The sequence below is a fragment of the Micromonospora sp. CNZ303 genome, from assembly GCF_004345505.1.
Genome location: NZ_SLVT01000019.1, coordinates 120,168 through 139,687 on the forward strand (window position 1 = coordinate 120,168; position 19,520 = coordinate 139,687).

At 76.6% G+C, this 19,520-nt stretch carries 18 protein-coding genes; 6 read left to right on the forward strand and 12 right to left on the reverse strand.

Annotated elements, in window-relative coordinates; genetic code table 11:
* Positions 1-9: 9 nt before the first annotated feature.
* The 11 genes from EV374_RS25745 to EV374_RS25795 all read right to left on the reverse strand — a co-directional run bounded on the left by EV374_RS25745 (position 10) and on the right by EV374_RS25795 (position 11,744).
* Positions 10-2,397 carry a tetratricopeptide repeat protein gene (locus EV374_RS25745; protein WP_132239679.1) on the reverse strand — a complete coding sequence of 796 codons (2,388 nt, stop codon included), beginning with the start codon at positions 2,395-2,397 and terminating at the stop codon, positions 10-12.
* Complete coding sequence (locus tag EV374_RS25750) at positions 2,394-4,157, reverse strand: ABC transporter permease (RefSeq protein WP_132239681.1); 1,764 nt, start codon at positions 4,155-4,157, stop codon at positions 2,394-2,396. The genes EV374_RS25745 and EV374_RS25750 overlap by 4 nt, the downstream gene beginning before the upstream one ends.
* Complete coding sequence (locus EV374_RS25755) at positions 4,154-5,452, reverse strand: extracellular solute-binding protein (RefSeq protein ID WP_165947912.1); 1,299 nt, start codon at positions 5,450-5,452, stop codon at positions 4,154-4,156. Before EV374_RS25755 ends, EV374_RS25750 begins: the two co-directional genes overlap by 4 nt.
* The gene (locus EV374_RS25760; RefSeq protein ID WP_132239685.1) at positions 5,449-6,057 is read right to left on the reverse strand and encodes an ATP-binding cassette domain-containing protein; all 609 of its coding nucleotides are present in this window, start codon (positions 6,055-6,057) and stop codon (positions 5,449-5,451) included. Before EV374_RS25760 ends, EV374_RS25755 begins: the two co-directional genes overlap by 4 nt.
* A gap of 111 nt (positions 6,058-6,168) precedes the next feature.
* The gene (locus EV374_RS25765; protein WP_132239687.1) at positions 6,169-6,807 is read right to left on the reverse strand and encodes a flavin reductase family protein; all 639 of its coding nucleotides are present in this window, start codon (positions 6,805-6,807) and stop codon (positions 6,169-6,171) included.
* Positions 6,808-6,922: 115 nt separating this feature from the next.
* Positions 6,923-7,228: a DUF2470 domain-containing protein gene (locus EV374_RS25770; protein WP_132239689.1), complete on the reverse strand. Its 306-nt coding sequence runs from the start codon at positions 7,226-7,228 to the stop codon at positions 6,923-6,925.
* Positions 7,225-7,896 (reverse strand): biliverdin-producing heme oxygenase, encoded by a 672-nt coding sequence (locus tag EV374_RS25775; RefSeq protein ID WP_132239691.1) that lies wholly within the window; start codon positions 7,894-7,896, stop codon positions 7,225-7,227. Before EV374_RS25775 ends, EV374_RS25770 begins: the two co-directional genes overlap by 4 nt.
* Positions 7,893-8,777, reverse strand: coding sequence for a heme ABC transporter ATP-binding protein (locus tag EV374_RS25780; protein WP_132239693.1), 885 nt, complete (start codon positions 8,775-8,777; stop codon positions 7,893-7,895). Before EV374_RS25780 ends, EV374_RS25775 begins: the two co-directional genes overlap by 4 nt.
* Positions 8,774-9,862, reverse strand: coding sequence for an iron ABC transporter permease (locus EV374_RS25785; RefSeq protein WP_486485961.1), 1,089 nt, complete (start codon positions 9,860-9,862; stop codon positions 8,774-8,776). Before EV374_RS25785 ends, EV374_RS25780 begins: the two co-directional genes overlap by 4 nt.
* Entirely contained in the window at positions 9,859-10,917 is a 1,059-nt protein-coding gene (locus EV374_RS25790; protein WP_486485962.1) for a heme/hemin ABC transporter substrate-binding protein, read from the reverse strand. Before EV374_RS25790 ends, EV374_RS25785 begins: the two co-directional genes overlap by 4 nt.
* Complete coding sequence (locus EV374_RS25795; protein ID WP_132239697.1) at positions 10,914-11,744, reverse strand: hypothetical protein; 831 nt, start codon at positions 11,742-11,744, stop codon at positions 10,914-10,916. Before EV374_RS25795 ends, EV374_RS25790 begins: the two co-directional genes overlap by 4 nt.
* Positions 11,745-11,926: 182 nt before the next feature.
* On the opposite strand from EV374_RS25795, the gene EV374_RS25800 reads away from it, so the two are divergent.
* The 3 genes from EV374_RS25800 (at position 11,927) to EV374_RS25810 (ending at position 15,489) form a co-directional block, all read left to right on the forward strand.
* Positions 11,927-13,426 (forward strand): HtaA domain-containing protein, encoded by a 1,500-nt coding sequence (locus tag EV374_RS25800; protein ID WP_132239699.1) that lies wholly within the window; start codon positions 11,927-11,929, stop codon positions 13,424-13,426.
* A gap of 90 nt (positions 13,427-13,516) precedes the next feature.
* Positions 13,517-14,632, forward strand: coding sequence for a WxL protein peptidoglycan domain-containing protein (locus EV374_RS25805; RefSeq protein WP_132239700.1), 1,116 nt, complete (start codon positions 13,517-13,519; stop codon positions 14,630-14,632).
* Positions 14,629-15,489 (forward strand): hypothetical protein, encoded by an 861-nt coding sequence (locus tag EV374_RS25810; protein ID WP_132239701.1) that lies wholly within the window; start codon positions 14,629-14,631, stop codon positions 15,487-15,489. The genes EV374_RS25805 and EV374_RS25810 overlap by 4 nt, the downstream gene beginning before the upstream one ends.
* Here EV374_RS25810 and EV374_RS25815 read toward each other — a convergent pair.
* Positions 15,459-16,121, reverse strand: a complete 663-nt coding sequence (locus EV374_RS25815; RefSeq protein ID WP_132239702.1) for a TetR/AcrR family transcriptional regulator — start codon at positions 16,119-16,121, stop codon at positions 15,459-15,461. The two genes, EV374_RS25810 and EV374_RS25815, sit on opposite strands and share 31 nt — an antisense overlap.
* A gap of 110 nt (positions 16,122-16,231) precedes the next feature.
* Here EV374_RS25815 and EV374_RS25820 point away from each other — a divergent pair, with 110 nt between their 5' ends.
* From EV374_RS25820 to EV374_RS25830, 3 genes are read left to right on the forward strand one after another with little or no spacing between them, the layout of a single operon-like run.
* The gene (locus tag EV374_RS25820) at positions 16,232-17,716 is read left to right on the forward strand and encodes a flavin-containing monooxygenase (RefSeq protein WP_132239703.1); all 1,485 of its coding nucleotides are present in this window, start codon (positions 16,232-16,234) and stop codon (positions 17,714-17,716) included.
* Positions 17,709-18,635: an SDR family oxidoreductase gene (locus tag EV374_RS25825; RefSeq protein ID WP_132239704.1), complete on the forward strand. Its 927-nt coding sequence runs from the start codon at positions 17,709-17,711 to the stop codon at positions 18,633-18,635. The genes EV374_RS25820 and EV374_RS25825 overlap by 8 nt, the downstream gene beginning before the upstream one ends.
* Positions 18,632-19,495: an alpha/beta fold hydrolase gene (locus EV374_RS25830; protein ID WP_132239705.1), complete on the forward strand. Its 864-nt coding sequence runs from the start codon at positions 18,632-18,634 to the stop codon at positions 19,493-19,495. The genes EV374_RS25825 and EV374_RS25830 overlap by 4 nt, the downstream gene beginning before the upstream one ends.
* The last annotated feature ends 25 nt before the right edge of the window (positions 19,496-19,520 follow it).

Below are 19,520 nucleotides of genomic sequence, written 5' to 3' on the forward strand. Positions count from 1 at the left end.
GGGCCCCGCTCAGGCCGGCGCGTCGCTGCCCACCAGGCGGGCGTCGGCCGCCGCCTGACCGTCGACGTCCCCCGCCTCCTCGCACACGCCCGCCGCGTCCGCCCAGTGGCGCCGGGCCTCGTCGGCGTCGTCGAGGGCCGCCGCCGCGTCGCCCAGGTGCAGCAGGGTCCGCCCCAGGCCGGCCGTCGGCCGCCCGTCGCGCAGCCGCAGGCTCTCCGCCAGCAACTCGTACGCCTGCCGTGCCTGCGCCGGCGTGGTGGACAACAGCGCGGCACCCGCGTTGAGCAGCGCGGCGGCCCGGTTGGTCGGATCGGCCACGGACTCGTACTCCCGCAGCGCCGCCCGCCACGACTGCGCCGCGTCGAGGTGCTCGCCGAGCCCGGCGTGCACCAGCACCAGGTTCGTCAGCGCCGCCGCGTAGCCCCGGGCGTCGCCGAGCGCGCGGAAGGCGTTCGCCGCGCGGACCAGGTGGCGGTGTGCGACCTCCAACTCTCCCCGGGACAGCCGGGCGGCGCCCAGGCCCAGATCGGTCAGCGCGTGCCCGGCCCGGTCCGCCGCGGAGCGGTGCCGCCGCGACAGCTCCAGGTGCTCCACCGCGTCGTCGAACTGCCCCAGGTCCAGCAGCACCAGGCCCAGGTTCATCCGCGCCTGCGCGGTGCCGCGCCGGCCCCGCTCCGCCACCGCGAGGCTGAGCGCCGTCGCCGCTGCCTGCGGGTCGCCCCGGCGGCGGCGCAGCACCCCCAGCTCGTTGTGCGCCCAGCCGGCGATCTCCGGCCGGTCGTCGGCCGTGGGCGTGGTGAGCACCGTGCGGCACACCTCCGCCCACTCGTCGAGGCGCTCGGCGTGGGCGAGCCAGCCGCACAGCGCCACCGCCAGGCGGAACCACCAGCGGCGCACCCGGCGCGGCAGGGTCTCCGCCGCGCCCGCCGGCACCCTGACCACGGCCAGCAGCAGCTCCTGGTGCAGGTCGAACCAGCCGTACGGGTCGTCGTCCAACGCCAGCGTCGGTTCCCGGTCCGGCGGTGAGCCGACCACGGCGAGGCTCGCGGCATGCCGCTCGGCCCGCCGGGCCAGGTGCCGGGTGAGCCGGGCCTGCGCGGCGACCCGCCGCCGCGCCGGCTCCGCGTCGCGCAGGTGCATCCGGGCGTACGGGGCCAGCAGCGGGCGCACCTCGTAGCGGTCACCGGGCGCGCCGGTGACGAACCCGCCGGCGGCCAGCTCGTGCAGCAGGGCGGCCACCCGGTCCGGGCGGCGGCCGGCGAGCGCCCCGATCGTCGGTCGGTCCAGCGGCACCGGGCTGAGCGACATCAGCCGCCACAACCGCCCCGCCTCGCCGCCCAGCGCGTGGTACGCGGTGTCCCGCGCGGTCACCAGCAGGGTCGCCGGGGAGGCGGCGACGTGCTGGTGCGGGGGCGTGTCGACGGCGCGGCGCAGCGCGCCGAGCACGTCGGTGTGCCGCCACCCGTGCTGCGCCGTACGCCGGCCGAGCTCCGCGACCGTGCGGGGCTGCCGCCCGCAGAGTTCGACGAGGTCGCGTACCGCGGGGTCGGTGCGCGGGTCCGGGCGGTGCGGCCGGGCGACGGGCGCGGCGGCGCCGGCGGCGGCGAACAGCTCGACGGCGTCGGCGGCGTCCGGCTCGGCGAGCCCGTGCGCCACCACCCCGTCCACCGCGGCCAGCGCTCCCGTGCCGGCCAGCAGCAGGCGGCACGTCCGCGCGGTCGGCGGCAGCAGCGGCCGGACCTGGGCCGGGTCGTCCACGTTGTCCAGCACCACGAGGACCGCCCGGCCGTCGAGCTGGCCGCTCAGCTCGTCGACGGCGTCGGCGAGGTCGTCGGCGCGTCCCGACGCCGGCGGCCGGGTGCCGAGGATCCGGGCCAGCGCGGTCAGCACCTGCCGGGCGTCGTGCCGCCGGCCGCCCCGGCGCAGGTCCAGGTAGTACTGGCCGTCCGGGAAGTCGTCCCGGCACAGGTTGGCGGCCTGGATCGCGCAGGCCGACGTGCCGACGGCCCGCCGGCCGACCACCGCGACCGCGTGCTCCTTCTCCAGCAGGTCGACGATCGCGTCGACGTGCCCGGCCCGCCCCGTGAACCCGGCCGGCCACGGCAGGGTGGGCGCGCCGGCGCCGGCGCCGGCGCCGGGCGGCGGCTCGGTGTCGTCCGGCGTCGTGGCCTGCTGCCGCTGGCGGCGCCATTCCACGATCATCGCGGCGGCGAGGCCGAGCACGATCACCCCGGCGCTCGCCGAGCCGAGCTGGGCGACGGACAGCTCGGAGAGCAGGTTGCCGGTGACGTTGCCGAGCACCGCGCTGACCGTGCCGCCTACCACGCCACCGATCGCGAGCAGCAGGCTCAGCCGCCGGGGCCGCCGCGAGCGGCGGGCCGGTCCCGGCCCCGTCACCGCACACCCCCGGCGACCAGGCCGGCGACGAGCTGGCGGCGCGCCAGCACCACCAGCAGCACCGGCAGGACGGAGGCGATGACCGAGCCGGCGGCGAGCGCCCCGCTGTTGGCCGCGAAGCCCCGGGTCTGGCCGGCGAGGAACAGCCCCAGCGGCAGCGCGCCCGGACCGCTGAACAGCAGGCCCACCACCAGGTCGTTCCACACCTGCACGAACTCCAGCACCGCGACCGCCACCACGGCCGGGCGGTTGTGCCGGGCGAGCAGCCGCAGGGTGCCCCACCAGTGCCGCCCGCCCACCCGGGCCGCCCGCACCTGCTCGGCGGGCAGGTCCGCGAACGCGTTGCGCAGCACCAGCACGGCGAACGGCACGCCCAGTGCGACGTGTACCAGCGCCAGGCCACGCGCCGTGCCCGAGGAGAGCACCACGCCGAGCACCTCGTTGACCGGCCCGGCGATGACCTGTACCGGCACGATGCTGGCGGCCATCAGCAGCAGCCCGGTGGCCTGGGCGGGTGGCCCGGTCAGCCAGGCCAGCGGGTACGCGGCGAGCAGCGCGACGCCCAGCACCACGGCGGTGACCACGGTCGCCAGCACCAGCGTGAAGCCCAGCGTGCGCCACAGCTCCGCGCCGGTCAGCAGGTCGCGGTAGGAGTCGAGGCCGGGCGGGCTCCACCACCAGCCCCGGGCCGCCGCGTCCACCGTCCCGTGCAGCGAGGTGGCGAGCAGCACCCCGAGCGGCACCAGCCAGGCGACCGCCGCGCCCGCCACCAGCAGCCGGGTCGTCCGGCGTGGCGCGGGCGCCACCGGTTCGGGCGCGACGGGCACCGGGTCGCGGGGCGGCGGCCACGCCTGCCGCACGAACAGCGCGGCGACCAGCATGCCGGCGGCCACCGCCACCAGCCACACCACGCCGAGCGCCGCGCCCTCGCCGGTGGTGGCGCCGTTGGAGGTCTGCCAGACCCGCAGCGCGAGCACCGACGCCTCGTCGCGCACCGAGCCGGGCGTCATCACCAGGATCAGGTCGAACGTCCGGGCGGTGCCGAGCGCCGCCAGGGTGAACACCACCGCCACGGTGCGCAGCAGCAGTGGCCGCCACTGCGCGTCCCAGAGCACGTCGCGGCGGTTGCCGCCGTAGGCGCGCACCGCGTCGGCGAGGCTGGGCGGCACCGCGTCGAGGGCGGCCCGGAACACCAGCACGGCCAGCCCGACCCACGCCCACACGAACGCCGACATCAGCGCCACCGTGACCAGGCCGGGACCGAGCAGTTGCGGGGCGTCGGCCGCCGACCGGCCGGTCAGCGTCGCCGCGACCAGCGTGGCCAGGCCGCGTTCCGGGTCCGGGTCGTACATCAGCCGGAAGGTGACCCCGGTGACCACCAGCGGCAGCGCGGTGGGCACCACCAGGATGAGGCGGACCAGCCCGCCCTCCTGCGAGCGGCGCGAGGCGGCGGCGAGCAGGTAGCCCAGGACGGTGACCACCGCCGGCACCAGCAGCGCCCAGAGCAGCGTGCGTCCCACCACGGCGCCGGTGCCGGGCGCGGCCAGCGCGGTGCGGAAGTGCTCCGCGCCCACCCACCGGCCGTCGGTGGTGACGCTGGCGTGCAGCGTACGCAGCACCGGCCACGCCACCAGCCCGCCGAGCAGCAGCAGGGCGGGCAGCAGCAGCGCCGAGGTGGCCCCCGCCGCCGGGTAGGCCCGCCCGCGCCGGGGCGGCCCGACGTCGTCGAGGACCGCCAGCTCGCCCAGGACCCGGCTCATCGGCCGCCGCCCGCCGACCGGGCCGCCGCCGCCAGTTGCCCGACGGCCCGGCGGGTCGCCCTGCCGGCGGGGACCCCGTCGGTGACGTCGGCGAAGAAGTCCTGCATGATCCGCCAGATGCCCACCCCGTCGGAGCCGGTGAACGGGCCCGGCAGCCGGTCGGACAGGTCGAAGCGCACCGCCTCGGCCGTGCGCAGCTCGGCGGCGAGGCGGCGGCGGACGGGATCGCGGTAGTCGCCCAGCGGCACGGACACGTTCGGGGAGAGGTAGCCGCCGGCGCGCAGCCACGGCTGGAAGGCGGAGCCGCCGCTGAGCCAGCGCACCAGCTCCGCCCCACGGGCCGAACCGGCGAACGCCACGGCGGCGTCACCGCCGACGATCAGCGGGCCGCCGGCCACCCGGGCGCCCGGGAAGCGGAAGGTCTCCGGCTGCTCCGGGCCCCGGCGGAACCGACGGCTGACGTCGTCGACGAAGTCGGCTTCGAAGAGCATCGTGGCCCGCCGGTGGTGCACCACCTGGATCACCGACTCCTCGTACTGGGTGAGCAGGGCCCGGCGACCGCCGCCGGGGAACGCGCCGTCGACGCCCCACAGCTCGGCGAGCCGGTCCAGCGCCGTGTGCACCGACGGGCTCCGCCAGTCGGCCTCGCCGCGCGCCAGCGCCTCGTAGTGGCCGGGCGGGGCCACGTCGGCGAGTACGTTCTCGAACCAGTCGGTGAGCACCCAGCCGTCGGCCGCGCCGACGGCCAGCGGCGCCGGGCCGTCGCCCGACCGGGCCCGCGCGCCGAGCCGTCGGGTGAGCGTCACGAGCTGCTCCCAGGTGCGCGGCGGCTCGGGGAGCATCGACGGGAAGTACCAGAACAGCGACTTGTGGGCCGCCTTGACCCAGACGCCGTAGCGGCGCCCGTCGGCGGAGAGCAGGTCGGCCATGCCGGGCGGGAGGGCGTAGCTGGTGGCGGGGGTCAGCTCGCGCAGCCAGCCGCGCCGGGCGTACTCGACGACCAGCCCCGACCGGGGCAGGATCGCCACGTCGGGGCTGGTGCCGGCCAGGTGGCGGGCGCGCAGGAACGCGTCGATGTCGTTGCCGGCGCTGATCACCTGCACGTCGGCGCCGTAGTTGCCCACGACCTCGCGGAAACGGGCCAGCTCGCCGCCGCTCCACACGACCGCGACCTGGACCGCCGGCGGCGTGGCGGCGCAGCCCGCGCCGGCGGTCGCGGTGAGCGCGGCGGTGGCCCGCAGCAGGGTACGGCGGCTCAGCCGCGTCGCCGGCGCGGCCCGGCCCACCGGCGTCACCGGCCCACCTCGGCGACGACCGGCACGTCGGCCAGCGAGCCCGGGTCGGCCGTGCACACCAGCACCGCCACCCCCGGGGTGTTCTCCGGGGAGAGCCTGCCGAGCAGGTCGGTCAGCCGCCCACCGCCGGCCGGTCCGGTCGGCAGGTCGACCACCAGCACCTCGGGCAGGCAGGCCACCGCCCGGGCGAGCGCCACCCGGAACCGCTGCGCCTCCGACAGCAGGTGCGGTCGCAGCTCCAGTGTCGGGGCCAGCTCCAGGCGGTCGACCACCTTCGCCGTCCACGCGTCGGCCATCTCCCGCACCCGTTCCCGCCGTCGCTGGCCGTAGGCGATGTTGCGGCGCACGGTCAGGTGGGGCAGCAGCGCGCCGCCGGCCGGCACGTAGGCGATGCGGCGCTGCGGCGGCGGCAGGGTGGTCACCTCCCGGTCGCCGACCAGGACCCGGCCGGCGACCGGCGCGGCCAGCCCGCTCACCACCCGCGCGACGGCGGTGCCGATCGGCGGGGCGGCGACCAGGGCGGCCGTGGCGCCGGCGGCGACGTCGAGGGTCACCGCGGCGGCGCCGGGCACGGCGACGAGCTCGCACAGTCGTAACGTGGCCATCACCTCCGGTGACCCGGGCAGTCGACCCCAGGGTCGCACAATCCGGCGACGACCGGCGCCCCGCCACCGTCCCCTGTGGAGTGCCCCGGGGCCGGCCGCGTCGCCCACCGGTCAGCGCGACGCCGCGCCGAGCCGGTGAGGCATCTGCCAGCCCTCCGCGAGCCGGGACGGGTGCACGTGGTGCCCGCCGCCGAAGAACTCGCAGAACTTCATGATCAACGGATCCCAGCGCAGCGGGTCCACGTGGCTCGTCCCGGGGATGACGAGGTCCTGCTCGACGTACGCGCGCAGCACCTCGACCTGGAAGGCGGTGGCCCGCACGTCGTCTCCCGCCAACGGGTGGGCCGCGACCACCCGGCACTCCAGTTGGATCGGACACTCCGCGACCCGGGGCGCCCCGACCAGCGCCGACGGCTGGGCGGTCAGCCCGGCCAGGGTGAACTTGTCCGGCTCGTAGCGGTAGCCCTGGCGTGCCTTCTGCTCCGGCACGTCCGGGCGGCCGGTGGTCAGCGCGATCCGGTCGACCGCGTCGACCATCGCCGAGGAGGGCAGGTTGAGCACGCACTCACCCTCGCGCAGCAGGTTCGACGTCGTCCGGCCGCTGTCGCCGAGCCCGAGCATCGCCTGCCGGCCCAGCCACCACGCCGACGACATCGGCGCGAGATTCGCCGTGCCGTCGGGGTTGCGGGAGGTGACCAGCACCACTGGGGTGCCGAAGTAGAGCACCTTCAGACCGGGCACGACGTGCATCCGTCCACCTTCCACCGAGGGCGCGACCGCGCGCCGCGCCACCGGAGCCGACTATCCGGGAACCGGTCGGCCGGCGCTGGCGGCGATCGGACGTGGCGTTGCGACCGCCGGTCGGTCAGCCGGCCGGGCGCGGCGGGAGGCCGGAGCGCTGGCACGCCTCCCGGTACATCCGCACCACCTCCTGCCGGATCTGGGCGCGTTCGCTCAGCCGGTGGGCGAACGGCACCCGCACCGGGACCTCGATGTCGTCCACCGTCACGGCGAACTCCATGCCCTCGGCGTCCAGGCCGGTGGCCCGGGCCCGGGTGGCCGCCGGCTGCCCGCCGAGCGTGCGGCAGATGAGCAGCGAGTCCCCGGCGTGGTCGTCGTTCATGTGCCGGCAGACGGCGGCGACCACGTCGGCGCCGAACGGGGCGGTCACGCGGCCACCTCCGTGTCCGTGGCCGGCACGAGGTGGGACAGGGCGGCGAGGACCTCGGTGTTGTGCCGGTACGCCACGAGCACCTCGGCCCGCAGCACGGCCCGACCCACCTCGTCGAGCGGGAGGGCGTCCAGCCTGGCCCGGTAGGCGTCCTTGTACGCCTTCGGACTGGGGATCCGGTCGAACCGGTAGAACGCCGCCCCGGCGTCCCCGGTCAGCCCGTGGTGCCGGGCGAGGGACCGTCCGATGTGCAGGCCGCCGGAGAGGTCGCCGAGGTAGCGGGTGTAGTGGTGGGCGACGAACCGCTCCGGTGAGCTGGCGCAGACCGCGCCGAGGCGCCCGGCGTAGGCGACCGTCGCCGGGGTCGGGTCGATCCGTCGGCGCCAGTCGGGCCCGAGCAGGAACTCCAGGTCCGCGGCGAGGGCGGGCAGCCGGGTCAGCGCGTCGTCGACGAACGGGCCGGCGAGCGGGTCGTGGCGCATCGCCTCGGCGGCGGCCTCCAGCGCCTCGTAGATCACGTGGTGCTGCACCACCAGCGCGGCGTAGCCGGCGCGGTCCAGCTCGCCGGCCACCAGGGCCGAGACGTACCGCTGGGACTCCGCGCCCTGGTGGGCCTCCTGGCTGGCGGCCCGCAGTTCGGCCGAGAACGGGGTGCTGGTCGGGCTCATGTCTCCTCCAGGGTGACGGAAGGCCGGGTGGGCCGCCGTCGGGGAACGATCAAGGGTAGTCGGGTACGTGGATGGGGCACGACCTCGATGTCGTGCCGGTACACCTCGCTGAGCAGGGGGGCGGTGAAGACCTCCGCCGGCGGCCCGGCGGCGCGTACCCGCCCGGCGTCGAGGAGGGTGACGGTGTCGGCGTACGCGCCGGCGAGGGTCAGGTCGTGCAGCACCGCCACCACGGCGTCGCCGGCCCGTGCCCGGTCCCGCGCGACGCGCATGACCAGCTCCTGGTGGCCCAGGTCGAGAGCCGCGGTCGGTTCGTCGAGCAACAGCACGGTGGCCTGCTGCGCCAGCGCCCGGGCCAGCGCGACGCGCGCCTGTTCGCCGCCCGACAGCGCCGGGTACGGCCGGTCGGCGAACCGGGTCGCGTCGCAGCGCCGCAGGACGTCGGCGACCACCGCGTCGTCGCGCTCCTGTTCCGGCCGCCCGGCCCACGGCGCCCGTCCCATCCGCACCACCTCGTCGACGGTGAACGGGAAGCTCAGCGTGCTGCGCTGCGGGAGCACGGCCCGGCGCATCGCCAGCTCCACCGGCGTCCAGCCGGCCGGGGGCGCGCCGTCGATCTCCACGGTGCCGGCCACGGCGGGCAGGTCGCCGCTGACGGCCGCGAGCAGGGTGGACTTGCCCGCCCCGTTCGGCCCGACGAGGGCGTGCACCTCGCCGGCCCGGATCAGCAGGTCGACGCCGTCCAGCACCGGTCGCCCCGCGCGGGCGACGCGCAGGTCGGCGACGCGTACCCGGGGCGTCCCGGCCGGCACCGGCGCCGGAATGCGGGGTGTCGCCCATCGGCGCGGGGCGCGCGTCACCCGGCTGCCCGGAGGGCTCATCCCCAGCCTCCGGCCCGGTTCCGGGTGCGGCGCAGCAGCCAGAAGAAGGCCGGCCCGCCGACGACCGCGGTGAGCACGCCGAGCGGGAGTTCCTGGTGCTCGACCAGGGTGCGGGCGGCGAGGTCAGCGGCGATCACCACGATCGCGCCGCCCAGCGCGCTGGCCGGCAGCAGCACGCGGTGCCCCGGGCCGGCGACCATCCGGACCAGGTGCGGCACCACCAGACCGATGAAGCTGATGATGCCGGTGAAGGCCACGGCCGCCGCGCCGAGCAGCGCGGTGACCACGATCATGCGGATCCGCAGCCGCTCCACGTCGACTCCGAGGTGGCGCGCGGCGGGCTCGCCGAGGGCGAGCAGGTCGAGCCGGCGGGCGTCGGCGTACGCGACGCCGAGACCGACCGCCAGGCACGGCGCGGCCAGCGTGACCGCCGACCAGTTCGCCGACGCCAGGCTGCCGAGGTTCCAGAAGGCGATGGCCTGCACGCCGGACTCGTCGGCGACGAACATGAGCAGCCCGATCGCCGCCCCGGCGACGGCGTTGACCGCGACACCGGTCAGGACCAGGGTCACCACCTCGGTCCGGCCGTTGGCGCGGGCCAGCAGGTACACGGCGTACGTGGTGGCCAACCCCCCGGCGAAGGCGGCGGCGGGGACGGTCCAGCCGCCGAGGACGGTGACGCCGGTGACGATGGCGAGGGCCGCGCCGACGGCCGCCCCGGCGGAGACCCCGATGACGCCGGGCTCGGCGAGCGGGTTACCGAAGACGCCCTGCATGACGGCGCCGGCGCAGCCGAGCGCGGCGCCCACCACGGCGGCCAGCACCACCCGGGGGAACCGGACGATCCAGAGCGCGTTCTCGCCCTGGGGGTTCGTCGGCAGGGCACCGACGTCCAGGCCGAGCCGGTGCAGGACCGAGCCGAGCACCTCGGCGGGGGAGACCTGCACCTGTCCCCGGCCCGCCGCGACCAGGACGATCAGCAGCAGGGCGGCGCCGAGGCCCGTTAGGAGCAGCGGACCACGCCGGACGGGACGGCTGGCCGGGGGCCGCGCGGGCGGCCGGACCGGAGTGTCGACGCCGGTCACGACGCGCTGCCGCAGGAGTAAACGGCGGCGGCCAGGGCCTGCACGGTCCGCCCGGAACGGGTGCCAAAGGTGAGCAGGGTGCCGTCGTCCATGTCGACGATCCGGCGGGCCGCTCCGGCCGGGGTCTGCGCGACGCCGGGGAGCTTCAGCAGGCCGTCGATTCCGCCGACGGAGGCGAGCCCGGCGCTCATCACCAGGATCACGTCCGGGGCGGCGTTGATGAGTCCCTCACTGGTCAGCGGGCGGAACCTGGCCAGGCCGACGGCGCTGCCGGCGTCCACCCCGCCGATCGCCTCGATCATCGCGTCCGAGCCGGCTCCGTCGCCACCGATCAGGTAGACCCCGGCGGTGCCGCGCAGGTAGAGGAACGCGATCCGGGGCGCCCGGCCCCCGGGCGCGCTCCGGCGGGCCGCCGCGATCTCGCTCTCGACCCTGGACACGAGCAGCTCGCCGGCGGCCGGGACACCGAGGGCCGCCGCGACGGCGCGTACGTGGCCCGGTACGGCGGCGAGGGTCTGCTCGGCTTCGATCAGGACGACGGGGATGCCGGAGGCGCGCAACTGGCGGAGCACCTCCGGCGGCCCGATGCTGTCGTCGGCGAGTACCACGGTCGGGTTCAGGGCGAGCACCGCCTCGGCGGAGAGGTCGTGCCCGGCCGGGGTCACCACCGGCAGGTGCGCGGCCGCCGGGAAGGTGGTCGAGGTGTCCCGGCCGATGACGTTGCCGCCGAGCCCGAGGCCGAACACGGTCTCGGCGATGGAACCGTAGAGGTTCACCGCCAGGATGCGGCTGGCGTCGGTGACGGTGACGCTCGTGCCGTCGGCGGAGGTGACGGTGGCCGGCAGGGCGGGCGCCGGTGCCGGCCGCAACGCGGTGACGTCGGTGCTGTCCAGAGCGGCGGTGACCGGCCCGCAGTCAGCCGTCGCGGCCGGCGTGGCGCCGGAGGGGGACGCGGAGCAGGCGGTGGCCCCGAGGAGCAGCACCACCAGGGCCGCGACCGAGGAACGGCGGGCGGCCGCCGGCACGGGGCGGTCGCGCCGGGGATGCCCGGTCACCGGGCCTGTCCCCGGCGACGCCACCGGCGCAGGCCCAGCAGCGCGGTGGCCGACAACGCGAGCACCACCAGGCCGACGGTCCACCCGCGACCCGCCTCGGTGGCGGTGCTCACCCTGCTGATCGCCAGCTCGCTCGGGGCGGCGGCGGTGGGGGCGGCGCCGTCCCCGGCGGCGGTGGTCACCGGGGCGCCGGCGGGGGAGGCGGGCCTGGCCGTCGTGGTCGCCGGCGCGGCGGCGCCGCCCGGTGCCCCGGTGGCGGCCGACGGGGCGCGGCCCGGGGCGGTGGCGCCGGATGTCGCCGGGCGGGGGCTGGCCGGGGCGGGGGCGGGCCGGGCGAAGACGGTCGGGACCCGGACGTCCTGGGAACGGTCGGCGGTGCGGGTGTGGTCGGCGCGGGTCACCACCGCGCACCGGCGCGTGGTGCAGTCGACGTCGCCGATGGCCGGGGTGACCCGGAGCGTGATCCGGAACGACCCGCCGGGGCCGTACGGGACGGCCAGCCCTTCGCCGTACGAGGGCGGGTTCGACGAGATCCAGTGCGACGCCCCGAGGGCGCCGGTCATGTCGGCCCCGCCGCCGCAGGGGCTGGGTGCCGCGCCGGGCCCGTTGTCCACACAGAACGCCACGTAGATGCCCTTGGTGACGTCGTACCCGCGGCCGGAGACGGTGACGGTCGCGCCGGACCTGTCGATTCCGGTGCTTGGGGTGACGCTGAGCGCCTGGCCGCCGGGGCCGCGGCCGGTGCCGGCGTGCGCGGGCGGCGCAGTGGCGACGACACCCACGGTGATGAGGGTGGCGGCCATGAAGACGTGACGCGGTGTGCGCATCGGGCTCCTCACGAGAGCGTCGGCGGAGAACCGAGAAGTTAGGTTTGGCTAACCTAAGTTATGAAGATCCAGTTCACAAGGGGTTGTTCGGACCGGATAACCGGGCCGAACGCGGATGGTCGACTTCTTAGGTTTGCCTTACCTTACTGACTGTCCGTAGCGGATCAAGAGAAGGAGTCAGCATGGTCCGATCCAGAGCCGGTCAGGCCTGGCGGCAGTCGATGCGCTGGGCGGCGGTCGCCGCCCTCGGCCTGTCGACCGCACTCGTGGGCGCCGGCCCCGCCTCGGCAGCCGAGGCCGACATCACTGGTGGCACCCTGACCTGGGGTTTCAAGCAGTCGTTCCGCACCTACGTCTCGGGCGGCAACGGCAACCCGCCGATCGCGGCGAGCAACGGCGCCACCATCAACGCCGACGGCACGTTCACCTTCCCGTCCACGGGGGGCACCCACGACTCCGCCACCGGCGCCGCCAGCGCCGAGTACGGCGGCACCGTGGTCTTCTCGTACCCCTCGCACATGTTCACCATCACGCTGGCCAACCCGACGATCGCCATCTCCGGCGGCACCGCCGCCCTGAAGGCCGACGTCGACCTGGTCACCACGGCGGCCGAACCGGTGTCGGTGCGGCAGGCGACCATCGCCACGCTCGCGTCCGGCGGGAACCTGGGCGGCGCGGGGACGGTGAGCGGCAGCAACCTCGCCGCGACGCTGACCGCCGCCGGCGCCTCGGCGTTCAACGGCTTCTACGCCGCGGGTGACGCGCTCGACCCGGTGTCGTTCACGTTCACCAGCGGCGACTCCGGGCCGGCGCGTCCGGCGGTGGCGGTCACCCCGTCCGGCGGGCTCGACCCGTCGGGGGCGACGATCACCGTAGAGGGCTCCGGCTTCGACCCCGCCGCCAACGGGGCGGCCGGGGTCTACGTCGCGTTCGGGCCCAGGGTCGACGAGCACTGGACCAACGCCGGCGTGCTCCAGGTGACCAAGTGGGTGAGCGCGACGAACGAGCCGACGGAGGCGCGGGACAGGCTCAACGCCGACGGCACGTTCCGTACCACGCTTCCGATCAGCGCGGTCTACACCGACCGGACCGGTGAGCGGGTCGACTGCACCGCCGTGCAGTGTTACGTCATCACCTTCGCGGCCCGCGGCTCGGCGGACCGCAGCCAGGACACCTTCACGCCGGTCACCTTCTCCGGGACCGGCACCGGTGCGGGGGACGCCGTGCAGCGGATCACCGCCACCGTGAAGGGCGGCCCGCTCACCCTGGGCGTGGCCGGCTCCGCCGTCGCCCTGCCGGCCGTGACCAACGGCCAGGTCGCCAGCGGGGCACTGCAGGACGCCACCGTGGCGGACCTGCGGGGCACCGACGCCGGCTGGAGCCTCGTCGGGCAGGTCTCCGACTTCACCTCCAGCACCGGCGGGGTCATCGCCGCGGACAACCTCGGCTGGGCGCCGAGCGCGGCCGCCGTCGACGACCCGCTGGCCGGCGACCCCGGCACGGTCGTCCCGGGCGCGGTGGCCGCGCCAGGTGCCGGCCTCGGTGCGGCCCGGGCGCTCTGCACCTCGGCGGCCGGGGCCAGCGGCGGCACGTTCACCTGCGGCGCCCGGCTGAACCTCGGAGTGCCGGTGTCCGCAGCGGCGGGCGACTACGCCGCGACCCTCACCCTGACCCTCTCCTAGGTCGGCGCCGGGTCACCGGTGGGGCGGGCCCTCCCCGGCCCGCCCCACCGGCCGTCCCGCCCACCGCCACCCACCCACCCGGAGCCCGGCATGTCCCTCGTCACCCTCCTGTCCCGGACCTGCGTCACGCTCGTCGCCGCGCTGCTCGCGGCGGGGCCGGCGGCGGCCGTCGCCGCGCCCACGCCGCCCGGCACACCGGCCGCGCCGACGCCCGCCCCGGTGGCGCCCGGCCCCGCCGCGACACGGTGGGCGGTGCAGCCGTCCGGGCCGGACGGCCCGACCGGACGCAACTACTTCATCTACGACCTGGCCCCCGGCAGCACCCTGACCGACCACGTCGGCGTCACCAACCTGAGCGACCGGCCGCTGACCTTCCAGGTGTACGGCACCGACGCCTACACCACCGCCGACGGGGCCTTCGCCCTGCTGCCCGCCGACCGGGCGGCCACCGACGTCGGCTCCTGGGTCCGCTTCGACAAGCGCACCTGGACGATCGCCCCCGGACGTCGCGCCGACATCCCGTTCCGGCTGAGCGTGCCCGCCAACGCCACCCCGGGCGACCACGCGGGCGGGGTGATAGCCGCCATCACCCAGGCCCGCACCACCGCCGACGGGCAGCAGGTCCGGGTGGACCAACGGCTGGCCGCGCGGGTCTACCTCCGGGTGGACGGCGACGTCCGCCCCGCCGTCGCGATCGAGTCGGTCAGCGTCAGCTACGACAATCCGATCAATCCGGCCGGCGGCGGCGACGCCGTGGTCAGCTACCGCGTACGCAACACCGGCAACGTGCGCCTCGGCGGAACCGGCACGGTGGCCGTCGAGGGGCCGTTCGGGTGGCGGCTGGCCCGTACCGCGCCGGTGGACCTGCCCGAGCTGCTGCCCGGCGGGGTCTTCACCGTCACCGAGCGGGTCACCGGCGTGCCGCCCGCGCTCCGGCTGACCGCCGAGGTCGACCTGGCGCCGACCACCGTGGACGCGGCGCTGCCGCCGGTGCTGCGCTCCGCGAGCACGTGGGCGCCGCCGTGGCTGCTGCTCGCCGCGCTGGCCGTGCCGGCCGGCTGGCTGGCCGTCCGGCTGCGCCGCCGCACCCTCGCCGAGCGCGGCGCCGGGGAGGGGTCCGCGCGGGACGCGGCGGCGGATCCGGCCCGCCCGGCCGGCTCACCCGCCACCCGCCCGGCCGCCGGCCCGGCGGGCGGCGCGCCGTGACCCGGCTCCTGCCGGTCGCCGCCGCGCTGCTCGCGCTGGCCTCCCCGGTGCCCGCGCCCGCCGTCGCCCCCACGTCCGCGCCCGCCGTCGCACCGGCGGCGCCGCGGATCGCCGTGCCGGCCGGCACGTTCCGGGCCGGCGACCAGATCCTGGTCACCCTCAGCGGCTGGCCGGCCGGCACCGTGCAGATCGAGGTCTGCGGCAACGGGGGACGACGCGGCGCGCTCGACTGCGCGACCAGCAGGGCCGGGCACGGACAGGTGCCGTCGTCGGGCGCGGCCACCCTGCCGGTGCTGCTCGCCGCCCCGCCGGTCGGCTGCCCCTGCCTGGTGCGGGCCCGCACGCCCACCGGCGGCACCCGGGCCAGCGTCGACCTGCCGCTGACCGGCGTGAGCGCGCCGCCCGCCCCCGCGCCGGTCGGCGCCGCGGAACTGGTCGTCGCCGGGCTGCGCGCCGCCGACCGGTCCGGGGTGCCGGGCTGGTTCGGCGTGCCGGGAGACCTGACCGTGGACCTCACCCTGCGCAACGTCGGCCCCACCGACGCGGTCGACCCGCCGTTCGCGCTGCTGTTCGGCCGCCCCGGTCGGGTGCACACGCTCGTCGACGCCCCGCCGCTCGGCACGATCGGGGCCGGGCAGACCCGGGAGTACCGGATCCGCGTTCCGACCGACGCGACCGTCGTGGGCCCGCACGAACTGCACGGCCGGATCGAGCCGTCCGGCGGGCCGGTCGCCTTCACCGTCGAGGCGGCCCGTTACCCCTGGGGCCTGCTGGGCCTGGTCGCCGTGCCGTTGCTGTGGGCGCTGGCGCGGCCGGGCCGGCGTGGTCAGGGCGGCGGGGGAGCGGTGCCGCGGTAGATCGCCGCCAGCCACACGTCGCGCAGCACGTCGACCACGTCGCGCTCCGCCACCGCCGGCCCGTCGCCGGCGAAGGTGGCGTACCAGACGCGTTCGTTCATCGAGTTGAGCGCGATGGCGAGGTCGCGGGCCGGCACGCCGTCGGGGGCCGCCCCGCGCCGCCGCTCGGCCACGATCGCGGTCTCGATCGCGTGCACCCAGCGCTCCAGCACGGTTGCCCACAGTCGGCGCACCTCGGCGTTGGTGCCGCGCACCTGGGCGCAGGCCAGCACCACCGCGCGGTGTGCGCCGAACGTCTCGTGGAACCGGTCGATCAGCTCCCGCCAGCGCGCCGGCGGGTCCTCGGCCAGCCGCTCCAGCACGTTCCCGGCGGCGGCGTCGGCCTCCTCGATGACCCGGTCCAGCAGCGTCAGCAGCACCGCGTCCTTGGCCGGGAAGTAGAAGTAGAAGGTGGGCCGGGAGATGCCCGCCCCGCGCGCCAGGTCGTCGATGGAGATGTCGGCGAAGGCCCGCTGCCCCAGCAGCCGCTCGGCGGTCGCCAGGATGGCCAGCTCCCGCTCGTCGCCGACGGAGCGCGCCGCGCGCCGTCCGCGCCCGGTCGCGTTCCCGGTGGCCGTACGGGCGGGTGTCATGCCCGGTGACTCTACACCGGATCAACGCTGTGTCGATCCAACTCGACAGGGTGTTGACGAGCCTCGACAGCCGTGGCTAGTGTCCGGTCACACCGGCGGACGGAGACGAGATGGCCACCGAACACGTCGACGTGCTCATCGTCGGCGCCGGCCTGTCCGGCGTGGGTGCCGCCTGCCACCTGCGCCGCCACTGCCCGGAGAAGACGTACGCGGTGCTGGAGTCCCGCGACGCGATCGGCGGCACCTGGGACCTGTTCCGTTATCCCGGCGTCCGGTCGGACTCCGACATGTTCACCCTCGGCTACTCCTTCAAGCCGTGGACCGACCCGAAGGCCATCGCCGACGGCGACTCGATCCGCGACTACGTCCGCCGCACCGCCGACGAGTACGGCGTCACCGACCACATCCGCTTCCGGCACCGGGTGCTGCGGGCCGACTGGGACAGCGCGAGCGCCCGCTGGACGGTGCACGCCCAGCGCGACGACACCGGCGAGACGGTCGCGCTGACCTGTTCCTTCCTGTTCACCTGCGCCGGCTACTACCGCTACGACGCCGGGTACACCCCGGGGTTCCCCGGCACCGAGCGGTTCGCGGGGCGCATCGTGCACCCGCAGCACTGGCCTGCCGACCTCGACCACACCGGCAAGCGGGTCGTGGTGATCGGCAGCGGCGCCACCGCCGTGACCCTGGTGCCGGCGATGGCCGAGCGGGCCGCCCACGTCACCATGCTCCAGCGCTCACCCACGTACGTCCTGGCGCTGCCGTCGCGCGACGTGCTGGCCGACGCGCTGCGGCGCTGGCTGCCCGCCAAGGCCGCGTATCCGGTGGTGCGCTGGAAGAACGTCCTGCTCTCCACCGCCAACTTCCAGCTCAGCCGGCGGGCGCCCGCGGTGGTCCGGCGGCTGCTGCTGCGCGCCGCCCGGGGCAGGCTGCCGGCCGGCTACGACGTCGACCGGCACTTCTCGCCCCGCTACGACCCCTGGGACCAGCGGCTGTGTGTGGTGCCCGACGGCGACCTGTTCACCGCGGTGGCCCGGGGGACGGCGTCGGTGGTCACCGACACCGTCGACACCTTCACGGAGCGGGGCGTCCGGCTCGCCTCCGGCGAGGAACTGGCCGCGGACGTCGTCGTCACCGCCACCGGGCTCAACCTGCTCGCCCTCGGCGGCATGACGCTGACCGTGGACGGCGCCGAGGTGGAGCTGCCCGACACCGTCGCCTACAAGGGGATGATGCTCTCCGGGGTGCCGAACTTCGCGATGACCCTCGGCTACACCAACGCCTCGTGGACGCTGAAGGCCGACCTGGTCGCCACCTACGTCTGCCGGCTGCTGCGGCACCTGGACCGCACCGGCCAGCAGGTCGTCACCCCGCTGCCGCCGCCCGACGGCGAGCTGGAGCCGATCATCGACCTGACGGCCGGCTACGTGCTGCGCAGCGTCGACGCCCTGCCCAAGCAGGGCGCCCGGGCGCCGTGGCGGCTGCACCAGAACTATCCCCGGGACGTCCTGCTGATGCGGCACGGCCGGCTCACCGACCCCGGCGTGCGGTTCTCCCGCGCCGGCACACCGGAAAGGAGGACCGCCCGTGCGTAGGTTCGTCTTCAATGGCGGCACGGCCGTGGTGACCGGCGCCGCCAGCGGGATCGGCGAGGCCCTCGTACACGGGCTGGCCCGCCGGGGCAGCGACCTGGTGCTGGTCGACCGCGACGCCGGGCGCCTCGACGCCGTCGTCGCGGCGGTCCGCGCCGCGCACCCCGACCGGCAGCTCACCGCCTACGTGGTCGACCTGGCCGACGCCGCCGCCACCGCGCGGGTGGCGGAGGAGATCAGGCGGCGGCACCCGGTGCTGCGGCTGCTGGTCAACAACGCGGGGGTGGCGCTGGGCGGCCGGTTCGACCAGGTGAGCCTGGACGAGTTCAGCTGGGTCGTCGACGTCAACTTCCGGGCCGTGGCGCAGCTGACCCACGCCCTGCTGCCCACCCTGCGGGTCGAGCCGGGCGCGCACCTGGTCAACGTCTCCAGCCTCTTCGGCCTCATCGCCCCGGCCGGGCAGACCGCCTACGCGGCCAGCAAGTTCGCCGTCCGCGGCTTCACCGAGGCGCTGCGCCAGGAGCTGGCCGGCGAGGGGATCGGGGTGACCTGCGTGCATCCGGGGGGCATCCGCACCCGGATCGCGCAGAACGCCCGGGTGGGCGCCGGCGTGCCCGCCGAGGAGTTCGAGACCGGCCGCCGGCAGTTCGAGAAGCTGCTGACCATCGACCCCGCCCGGGCCGCCGAGGTGATCCTGCGCGGGGTGCACCGCCGCCGGGGCCGGGTGCTGATCGGCTGGTCGGCGAAGCTGCCCGACCTGCTGGCCCGGGTGGCGCCCGTGTCGTACCAGCGGGTCCTGGCCTTCGCGCTCGACCGCGTCGCGGGCGACGCCACCCGCCGGCTCACCACCGGATCGCCCGGCCCGGCGCAGCCGCAGCCCGAGGCGCCCCCGGCGGCCGACCCGGCCGGAGGACCGGCGTGAGCGCCCCGGCCGGACGCCGGCACGTGAGCGTGGACGGCCGGCGGGTGTGCCACCGCGTCGACGGCGACGGGCCGCCGGTGCTGCTGCTGCACGGCATCGGCCGCACCCTGCGCGACTTCACCGAGCTGCACGAACTGCTCGCCGCGCGGTTCCGGGTGCACAGCGTCGACCTGCCCGGCTACGGCGGTTCGCTGCCGATGGCCCGCCCCTGCACCCTGCCGGCGCTGGGCGAGTTCGCCGCCCACTACCTCGACGCCGTCGGCGTCGAGGAGCCGGCGCACGTGGTCGGCAACTCCCTCGGCGGCGCCGTCGCCATGCGCCTCGCGGCGTCCGAGCCGGCCCGGGTGGCCAGCCTGACGCTGGTCAACAGCGCCGGCTTCGGCCGGGAGGTGACCATCGCGCTGCGGCTGCTGGCGCTGCGCCCGCTGGGCCGGCTGCTGCTGCGGCCCACCCGCTGGGCCGCCCGCCGCGCCGAGTTGTCGCTCTTCCACGACCCGGCCCTCGCCACCGCCGAACGCGTCGCGCACGCCCTGGCGGTCGCCCGCCAGCCGTACGCCGCCCGGGTGATGCTGGAGACCGCGCGCAGCCTCGGCACCTTCCGGGGTGTGAGCCCGCAGTGGCGCGAGGACCTGCTGGCCGAGGTGGAACGGCTCGACGTGCCCACCCTGGTCGTCTGGGGCGACCGGGACCTGATCCTGCCGGCGGCGCACCTCGACGCCGCCCGGTCCCGGCTGCCGCGCGCCCGCACCCACCTGTTCGCCGACTGCGGGCACATGCCGCAGATCGAGTGCGCCGAGGAGTTCCACCGCCTGCTCGTCGACTTCTGGGCCGAGGCCGACGCGGACGCCGCCGGCAGGTGAGCCGGCGGCGCGACGGGGAAAGCGG